Source organism: Paenibacillus sp. 01T422 (assembly GCF_056398785.1).
In genome coordinates this window covers 1-6,886 of sequence record NZ_JBFTQB010000279.1, presented here as the reverse complement: position 1 = coordinate 6,886, position 6,886 = coordinate 1, and the positions used below count along the sequence as shown (strand labels likewise).

Annotated in this window: 9 protein-coding genes; 2 read left to right on the top strand and 7 right to left on the bottom strand. The window is 44.7% G+C overall.

Features of this window, described 5'->3' with window-relative positions; all coding sequences use genetic code 11:
- Positions 1-8 precede the first annotated feature (8 nt).
- Both AC1DUA_RS16870 and AC1DUA_RS16865 read right to left on the bottom strand, forming a co-directional pair.
- A complete protein-coding gene (locus AC1DUA_RS16870; RefSeq protein WP_477500870.1) occupies positions 9-326 on the bottom strand; it encodes an ArsR/SmtB family transcription factor in 318 nt (105 codons plus the stop codon).
- Positions 327-507: 181 nt separating this feature from the next.
- Complete coding sequence (locus AC1DUA_RS16865) at positions 508-1,572, bottom strand: LLM class flavin-dependent oxidoreductase (protein ID WP_477500869.1); 1,065 nt, start codon at positions 1,570-1,572, stop codon at positions 508-510.
- 173 nt (positions 1,573-1,745) lie between these two features.
- Here AC1DUA_RS16865 and AC1DUA_RS16860 point away from each other — a divergent pair, with 173 nt between their 5' ends.
- Positions 1,746-1,922: a hypothetical protein gene (locus tag AC1DUA_RS16860; RefSeq protein WP_477500868.1), complete on the top strand. Its 177-nt coding sequence runs from the start codon at positions 1,746-1,748 to the stop codon at positions 1,920-1,922.
- 209 nt (positions 1,923-2,131) lie between these two features.
- On the opposite strand, the gene AC1DUA_RS16855 is transcribed toward AC1DUA_RS16860, so the two are convergent.
- Together AC1DUA_RS16855 and AC1DUA_RS16850 are read right to left on the bottom strand one after the other, a co-directional pair.
- Positions 2,132-2,524 (bottom strand): cysteine hydrolase family protein, encoded by a 393-nt coding sequence (locus AC1DUA_RS16855; RefSeq protein WP_477500867.1) that lies wholly within the window; start codon positions 2,522-2,524, stop codon positions 2,132-2,134.
- A gap of 201 nt (positions 2,525-2,725) precedes the next feature.
- Complete coding sequence (locus AC1DUA_RS16850; RefSeq protein WP_477500866.1) at positions 2,726-3,526, bottom strand: class I SAM-dependent methyltransferase; 801 nt, start codon at positions 3,524-3,526, stop codon at positions 2,726-2,728.
- Between the two features lie 100 nt (positions 3,527-3,626).
- Between AC1DUA_RS16850 and AC1DUA_RS16845 the strand changes: the two genes are divergently transcribed.
- A complete protein-coding gene (locus tag AC1DUA_RS16845; protein ID WP_477500865.1) occupies positions 3,627-4,196 on the top strand; it encodes a DJ-1/PfpI family protein in 570 nt (189 codons plus the stop codon).
- A gap of 16 nt (positions 4,197-4,212) precedes the next feature.
- On the opposite strand, the gene AC1DUA_RS16840 is transcribed toward AC1DUA_RS16845, so the two are convergent.
- The 3 genes from AC1DUA_RS16840 to AC1DUA_RS16830 all read right to left on the bottom strand — a co-directional run.
- A complete protein-coding gene (locus AC1DUA_RS16840) occupies positions 4,213-5,400 on the bottom strand; it encodes a Ger(x)C family spore germination protein (RefSeq protein ID WP_477500864.1) in 1,188 nt (395 codons plus the stop codon).
- Positions 5,387-6,484, bottom strand: a complete 1,098-nt coding sequence (locus AC1DUA_RS16835; RefSeq protein ID WP_477500863.1) for a GerAB/ArcD/ProY family transporter — start codon at positions 6,482-6,484, stop codon at positions 5,387-5,389. Before AC1DUA_RS16835 ends, AC1DUA_RS16840 begins: the two co-directional genes overlap by 14 nt.
- The coding region (locus tag AC1DUA_RS16830; protein WP_477500862.1) for a spore germination protein at positions 6,468-6,886 on the bottom strand (419 nt) is incomplete at its 5' end. The genes AC1DUA_RS16830 and AC1DUA_RS16835, both read right to left, overlap by 17 nt.

Sequence of the window (6,886 nt, the reverse complement as noted above, 5' to 3'; positions counted from 1 at the left end):
TTTTGAAACTACTTCTTCACAGCTTGCAGCCCTGCGGCAAAGTTCGCCAAAAAGTCGGCGATTGCTTCTTCATTACGTCTGTAATAGGTCCACTGGCCATAACGGCGAGACTCAAGCAGACCAGCTTTCTGCATAGAAGACAGGTAAGAGGAGATGACAGACTGCGCCAGACCGGATTTCTCCTGGATGCTTCCTACACAAACCCCTCCTGGGAACTCATCTTTGATTAAGCTCGGCAGTTTCTCGTTCAACTTATCCGGCTCCCGCAGCCAGCAAAGGATGTTGAGACGAGTCTCGTTGGACAGAGCCTTCAGCACCGCAAGCATTTCTTCATGTTTCACTACTCGACACCCATTTCTGGTTGATTTGTTCTCAGTATACCAAAAGTAAGGCTCTTGAGAAATAGAGGTATATCTGCAACGGTGAATAAGTGACATTTGGGATAAAAAAAACCGAGCCAAGGTCATGCACTTTGGCTCGGACTTGATTGCTTTGGTATTGCCAAAATCACCCTTGAGCTGTCTCACGAGCAAGCTCTTTGCGAACGATCGGTGCCACCTTGGTGCCGAGCAGTTCAATCGTGCGCAGCAATTCGTTATGCGGCAGCGCGCTGACGTCCACGTGCAAGAGGAAGCGCGTTAGACCCAGGTTTTTGTGCAGCAGCACGATTTTCTCTGCGACATACTCGGGATCGCCGACATAGAGGGCTCCGCGAAGACTCCGGGCATCGTCGAACGCTTGGCGGGTGTATGGCGCCCATCCGCGCTCGCGCCCAATGGTGTTCATTTGGGCAGCCGTCGACGGGTAAAATAAGTCGGCGGCTTTCTCCGTTGTATCAGAGATGAAGCCATGCGAATGCGTCGCGATCTGCAGCTTGCTTACATCGTGTCCGGCTTTCGCAGCGGCTTCTTTGTATAGCTTGACCAGAGGAGCGAATCTCTCTGGCATACCGCCGATGATTGCAAAGACGACCGGCAATCCTAGTATTCCTGCGCGAATCGCAGACTCCGGATTACCGCCGGTCCCGATCCATACGGGCAGCGGCTCTTGTACGGATCGCGGATAGACGCCAAGGTTGTTGATGGCAGGGCGGTGACCGCCGCGCCACTGAACTTTCTCCGTCTCGCGGATCGCGAGTAATAGCTCAAGCTTTTCCTCGAATAGTTCGTCGTAATGGTTCAAGTCATATCCGAACAATGGAAAAGATTCGATAAACGAGCCGCGACCCGCCATAATTTCTGCTCGTCCATTAGATAGTCCGTCTAGTGTGGAGAAAGCTTGGTACACGCGAACCGGGTCATCCGAAGACAATACCGTCACGGCACTTGAGAGCCGGATTCGTTTGGTTGTCGTAGCGGCAGCTGCTAGGATAACGGCCGGTGCTGAACTCGCGTAATCCGCACGATGATGTTCGCCGATTGCATAGACGTCGAGGCCGACTTGATCGGCAAGATTAATTTCCTGGACAGCTTGTCGAAGCCGCTCGGCATGTGTGACGCCGCCGGCTCTCGGAGCTGCCTCGAGAAATGTGCTTATTCCTATTTCGAGTGAAGAAGTCGTAAGATTAGTCATAGTAATTCTCTCCCTTCTGTATAGGATCATTATACTTTATATTTTAATGTAACTCAACAAAAGTAAGTAAATATCATATAGCTCCGATTAAAGTAGACGGACCAAGAATATTTTATCAGTACCCTAAGTTACTTTTTTAGAGTAAAATATGCTTTGTTGAAAGGTGGGATGTTATGCAAAAGAGAATGCGCAAAGCTGTATTATTTGGATTAGTAGGCGGGATCAGTTGGGCAGCAGTGAACTACTTTTTAGATAAACATATAAGTGTCAGCTTCGTTGGAGGAGCTTCATGGTTTGTTGTTACTCTTTTAGTATCGTGGATTTCCCCGAAAATTAACCAGAATGAATGATTTTGATTTTGATTTGTATTTAAATGTAATAGAAATGAAATCTTATATTCATGTGGTTTTAATGAAACAAGCCTATAATAAAAGTCGACCCCCCTTTAAAATATAAAACTTAGACCCACAGCCCGTTGCTGTGGGTCCTTTTTTATTGGTACGAATCAGTAAATTAGCTTGTCCCAGCCGGATTAGCGGAGAGAAGGTCACTTTTTTCATTACATATGAGAGATTGCCTGCTCTGTTGACCAAGTAGCACTGCTGAATGCCTGGTAGTTTGTTACAGCGGCTTGAAAAGCCTGTTCACTTATCGTGGCGGTGGCATCATAAACAACCGCTGTTTCAAAGCCATTTTCGATTAAATCTCGCATGTCTTGTTCAGCCCCAGTAAATTGCCAGCTGTAGTCATGCGGATAGATATAATGGGGAGATATAAAAAGCTGGTACCCCTTGCTCATGGCGGTGTGCATCAGAATTTCCAAGTTAGCTAACGTGTTGTTCTGCTCAATATTATTTTTCGTTAAATGGTAGCCCTTGCCACCAGGTGAAAGAAAGTCGTTCTGCGGGTCCGTAATCACAAGTGCTGTATTAGCCGGATGAGGTGTAAACATGTTATTCCTCCAAATCTCATCATARTATGAGGATTCACGTACTGTTCGCCTACTGTTCCTCATGAATATATGAAGGGGAGCTTGGTCATATTCCGCTAGATTCTGTGGTAAAATATGGAGCGAGGAGGGGGAGATGTGATTACGGTTGAGATGAAAAAAAGGCAGCCCGAAGATGAAGATCGGCTGCCATTCTATTCCTATTTATGTGGCTAGCGAAGGTTTACTAAGCATAGCTCGCCACTCATCAATTTCAAGGTTTTGAACCTTATCATTTTCAATATGCACAGAAAAATATTCTTGAATATCCGGGTCAGCATCCCTTATATAATGCTCAACAGCTTTCGCTTGTTCTTCGTTTTCGGCCGTACGCATGACCCATACAGGGAAGTTATAGTGTTTGCGATTCATTACGGATTGCTCTACTTGCAGTCCCGCTTTCTCCGCAAGTCCTTGCCATTCCAGAACGGTTAGACACCGAACATGGCTGGTATCACGCATAGCTTCAAAAGTATTCATAAATTGATGAAGGGCTTCGCCCGAAGGAGCAACGTTATCGATGAGAATTAATTTGCCTCCTGGTTTGAGTACGCGTGCCGCTTCAAGAATGAACAGGTGAGGATTAGGAAAGTGATGGGCAGCTATGCGGCAGGTTACTGCATCAAACGAACTGTCGAGAAAAGGCAATTGTTCGGCATCAGCAACAACAAAAAGGACATTATCGCACTGCGCCTGCTTCAAATGTTCAGCAGCCGCAACTAGCATAGGACGCGTTAGGTCCGTAGCGACGACCTGCTGGACATGTGGAGATAACTGTTTGGCCACGTGACCGCCACCGGTTGCAATATCCAGTACGTTCCAAGTATTTTCTACAGGCAGCCAGCTTAGAAGCAGTGCGAGATCGTCACCGTTTGCATGCCTCTCACTTGTCACGTACTTGTTAGCATTTTTGCCGAATTGCTGCTGTACATGCTCTTTGATGGACTTTTCATTTTCATTTTCCATAAGAAACACCTCCGAATTATATTTCACCAGATGAAACTTAGTGTCACATTGCGGAACTCTTTCTTATTTTATCACAATAAATGCGAAGGTGGTATCAACGATGGGGAAAATAATTTGTTTTATATCGGATGATTTTGCAGATTTTGAGATTACTTTGGCTTTCCACAAAATTAGAAATGTGGGAAAAAAAGAAGTTTTGACAGTAGCATATAACGATGAAGCAATCGTAAGCGAATCTGGTTTGACCTATAAGCCTAATTTGTTATTCCATGAAGCGATGGAGCTAAGCGATATTGAAGGACTTATTATCCCTGGTGGTCCGATTCGAAATCAGCAGCAAGAGTTAACGGATTTTATCATCAAACTTGATCAAGAAGGCAAGATGCTTGCAGCCATTTGTAACGGGCCGCAATATTTAGGAAGAGCCGGTATCCTGCATAAGCGTAGGTTTACCACATCATGTTCAATAGAGAGTATTAATCGTCTACATGTAGAAGATCCGTTTCCGCGGGAAAATTATGTGGATAAGCGCGTCGTTAGAGAAGGACATGTCCTTACAGCCAAAGGTCGCGCTTTCGTGGATTTTTCTTTCGAAATATTTGATTATCTTGGCATTTATTCCAATGAAGATGAGAAGAGAGAACTGTATAGAGATATTATGGATAGATAAGAGGGATACGTCTGTCTTATTTTTTCTCGCGCCTTAATCCATAATCGTTTATTTTCAGTTTCACGGTGTACGTAACAGGGATCTTGCTGAATTCTTGATCCCAGTTTTGTTTCACTTTTTGCCAAACTTTAGGGTAATGGATTCTTAACTGCGTACCAAAGCCGGCAACATCAACCTGATACTTGCTTTGCATGGCCTTGAGAATCAGGTCGAGATGGCGGGCGACTTCTTTTTCTGCTGCTTTTTCCGCGGATTGAAGGTAGCTGTTATCGAAATAATCGACTTTATCACGCCAGTCTTCCGTCAGGCGGCCAATGGAGTCAATTTCCACGTGAAAGGAAATTTGGTCGCCTGCTACTTTCGGCTTCATATGGCTCTTTAACGATTCCAGCTCATAGATGATAAACGGATGATTTCCTTCATCCATTGTTTTCACCACGCCGCCTTTACTTTTTCCCATTAACCAAGTCAAGCCTTCCAATTCTTCTTCGCTCAGAAAGCCGATCAGCTTATTTTCCCCTTGTTTAAATACAGCAGCTCCAGCAAATTTAACTTCATCTTGCGCGGCAACTACGCTCTGGATCAGGAAGCTGGAATGGGTCGCGATCTTTTCCATCACATTTTGAATGGTCATTGATGGTAAAATCCTCGTAGATCTGTATTGATTCTTCGAAATTCGGACAAGTCGATCGACAGGGATGTCCGGGCCTTTTGACTCTAATGTATCTTTCGCCAGTCCTCTGGCCACGAGTACAAGACCGCTTTCTCTAACTTCATTATCGCGAAAATGCTGGTCGATTAACGTCTGTAAATCTATGCTGCGCACAAGTTTCTCGCCGAAGACAAACATTTTTTGATGCTGGTTGAAAAGCGGTTTGGACTCAAGTGAAACTTCTCGTGCGAATTGGTGGATCATATCCCCCGACAGAGAGAGATTTTTATATGGTTTCTGGTCACCAGAGGCATTCCTTGATGCARCAATCTTGGGGATAACAATTTGCCAGGTTATGGTGATCAAGTCTTGTTTCCGGTAGCCTCCGCCTTTTTCGTTTAATTTGTCCTCTTTCGGTGCTTCATCCCCATGATCGATAGCTTCACCTAACACAATGGACATTTCCGTAATATTTTTACTATCCCAGCAGCCAGTCATAACTAATAGCGACAGTAAGAGCAAATTGGCCGTGAAGACTTTAATTTTGAACATAGGATTTTTTCCTTAACACAGTAATGATAAAAAGGATTGGCGCTACCAGAGCAATGATTCCAAAAAAGATGCTGCCGATAACATCTCCAAGCGCTCTGACTTGATTTATACTTTTGGGATACATGGCTATGATGAAAATCACTGGAAGAACGACGTAGATATAGCGGTTGTAGGTATTCTTGAACGTATGTGAGAGTCCTAGAGAAACAATGTAATGATACATAACAAATCCGGCAAATACTTGTATGGTGCGAACAACGATGAGCAAGGATTCATACCGTTCAAGAAAGAAACCAGTAATTTCATAGGACCGGACAATAGATATGGCAGGCCATGTCAAAGTGGCGACTTGTTCGAACGGTATGCCCCCCAAGACGACGATGATGGTGACCAGATAAATGAATACGGAAATACCAACGCCAGCCAGTAGTGCTTTCCCAGCTTTTTCAGGTCTGCTCATATAAGCAGTAACGAATAACATCGTTTCTATGCCTGCAAAAGCTCTCCACGTTTCTGGAAGTCCTTTGAATATAGGACCAATCCCCATTCCTAGCACAGGGCGCAAATTTTCAAGTTCAAATAGCCGTAAGCTTAACGAATAGCTTGTGATAATAATGAGGATGCTGACGGGCAAAATTAATTCGAACAGACGGGCGATGGCATTGATCCCACCGGCTGTAAGATAAACGCCAACGCACATAAAGACGAGAATGATAAACTCTTTTGGCGTTTTTTCAAGGAAGAGATAGTTGATGATCTCTGACATATCACGGATTTCAAATCCGGCAAAAAGGGCGAAATACACGATCAGAACCAGATTAAGCGCTTTTCCCATCCATTTACCTGTGATGATTTGGCTATATTCAAAAAAAGTTTTCCCTGGAAAGCGTTGGCTAAGTTTGACCATAATCAACCCGAAACCAAACGCAAGGATACCTCCAACGATGACTGTTATCCATCCGTCTGGAGTCTTCATTGTGTCTGCCAGAAATCTCGGCAAGGTCAAGATGCCCACACCTAGCAAAATATTGGCTAAGATGACAGCAGCTTGAGGCGTTGTAATACGATCATTCGGACGAATCATTGGAGGGTTTCCCTTTCATTGGACGATTTCCTTGCCGTGTTTGATCCTGTGGAATCATCATCTGGGGCCGTTTCTTCATACTTGAAAGAGGAGCACGTATGAATAAGTCTTTCCAATCGCCCAGCCGGTAAGGAACAAAGGGGCTGGCATAAGGGATTCCAAAGTTTTTGATTTTGACAAAATGAATACTTAGGAAAAGCGTGAACATAACAACACCATAGATCCCAAGCATCGCTGCCGAAAACATGGCAACAAACCGCAGTATCCGTAAAGCAATTCCTGCATCGTATTGAGGGATAGCAAAGGATGAGATTGCGGTTAACGATACAACGATAAACATTAAGGGGCTTACGATGCCTGCCTCAACAGCTGCTTGACCAATGACCAGCCCTCCGACATGTC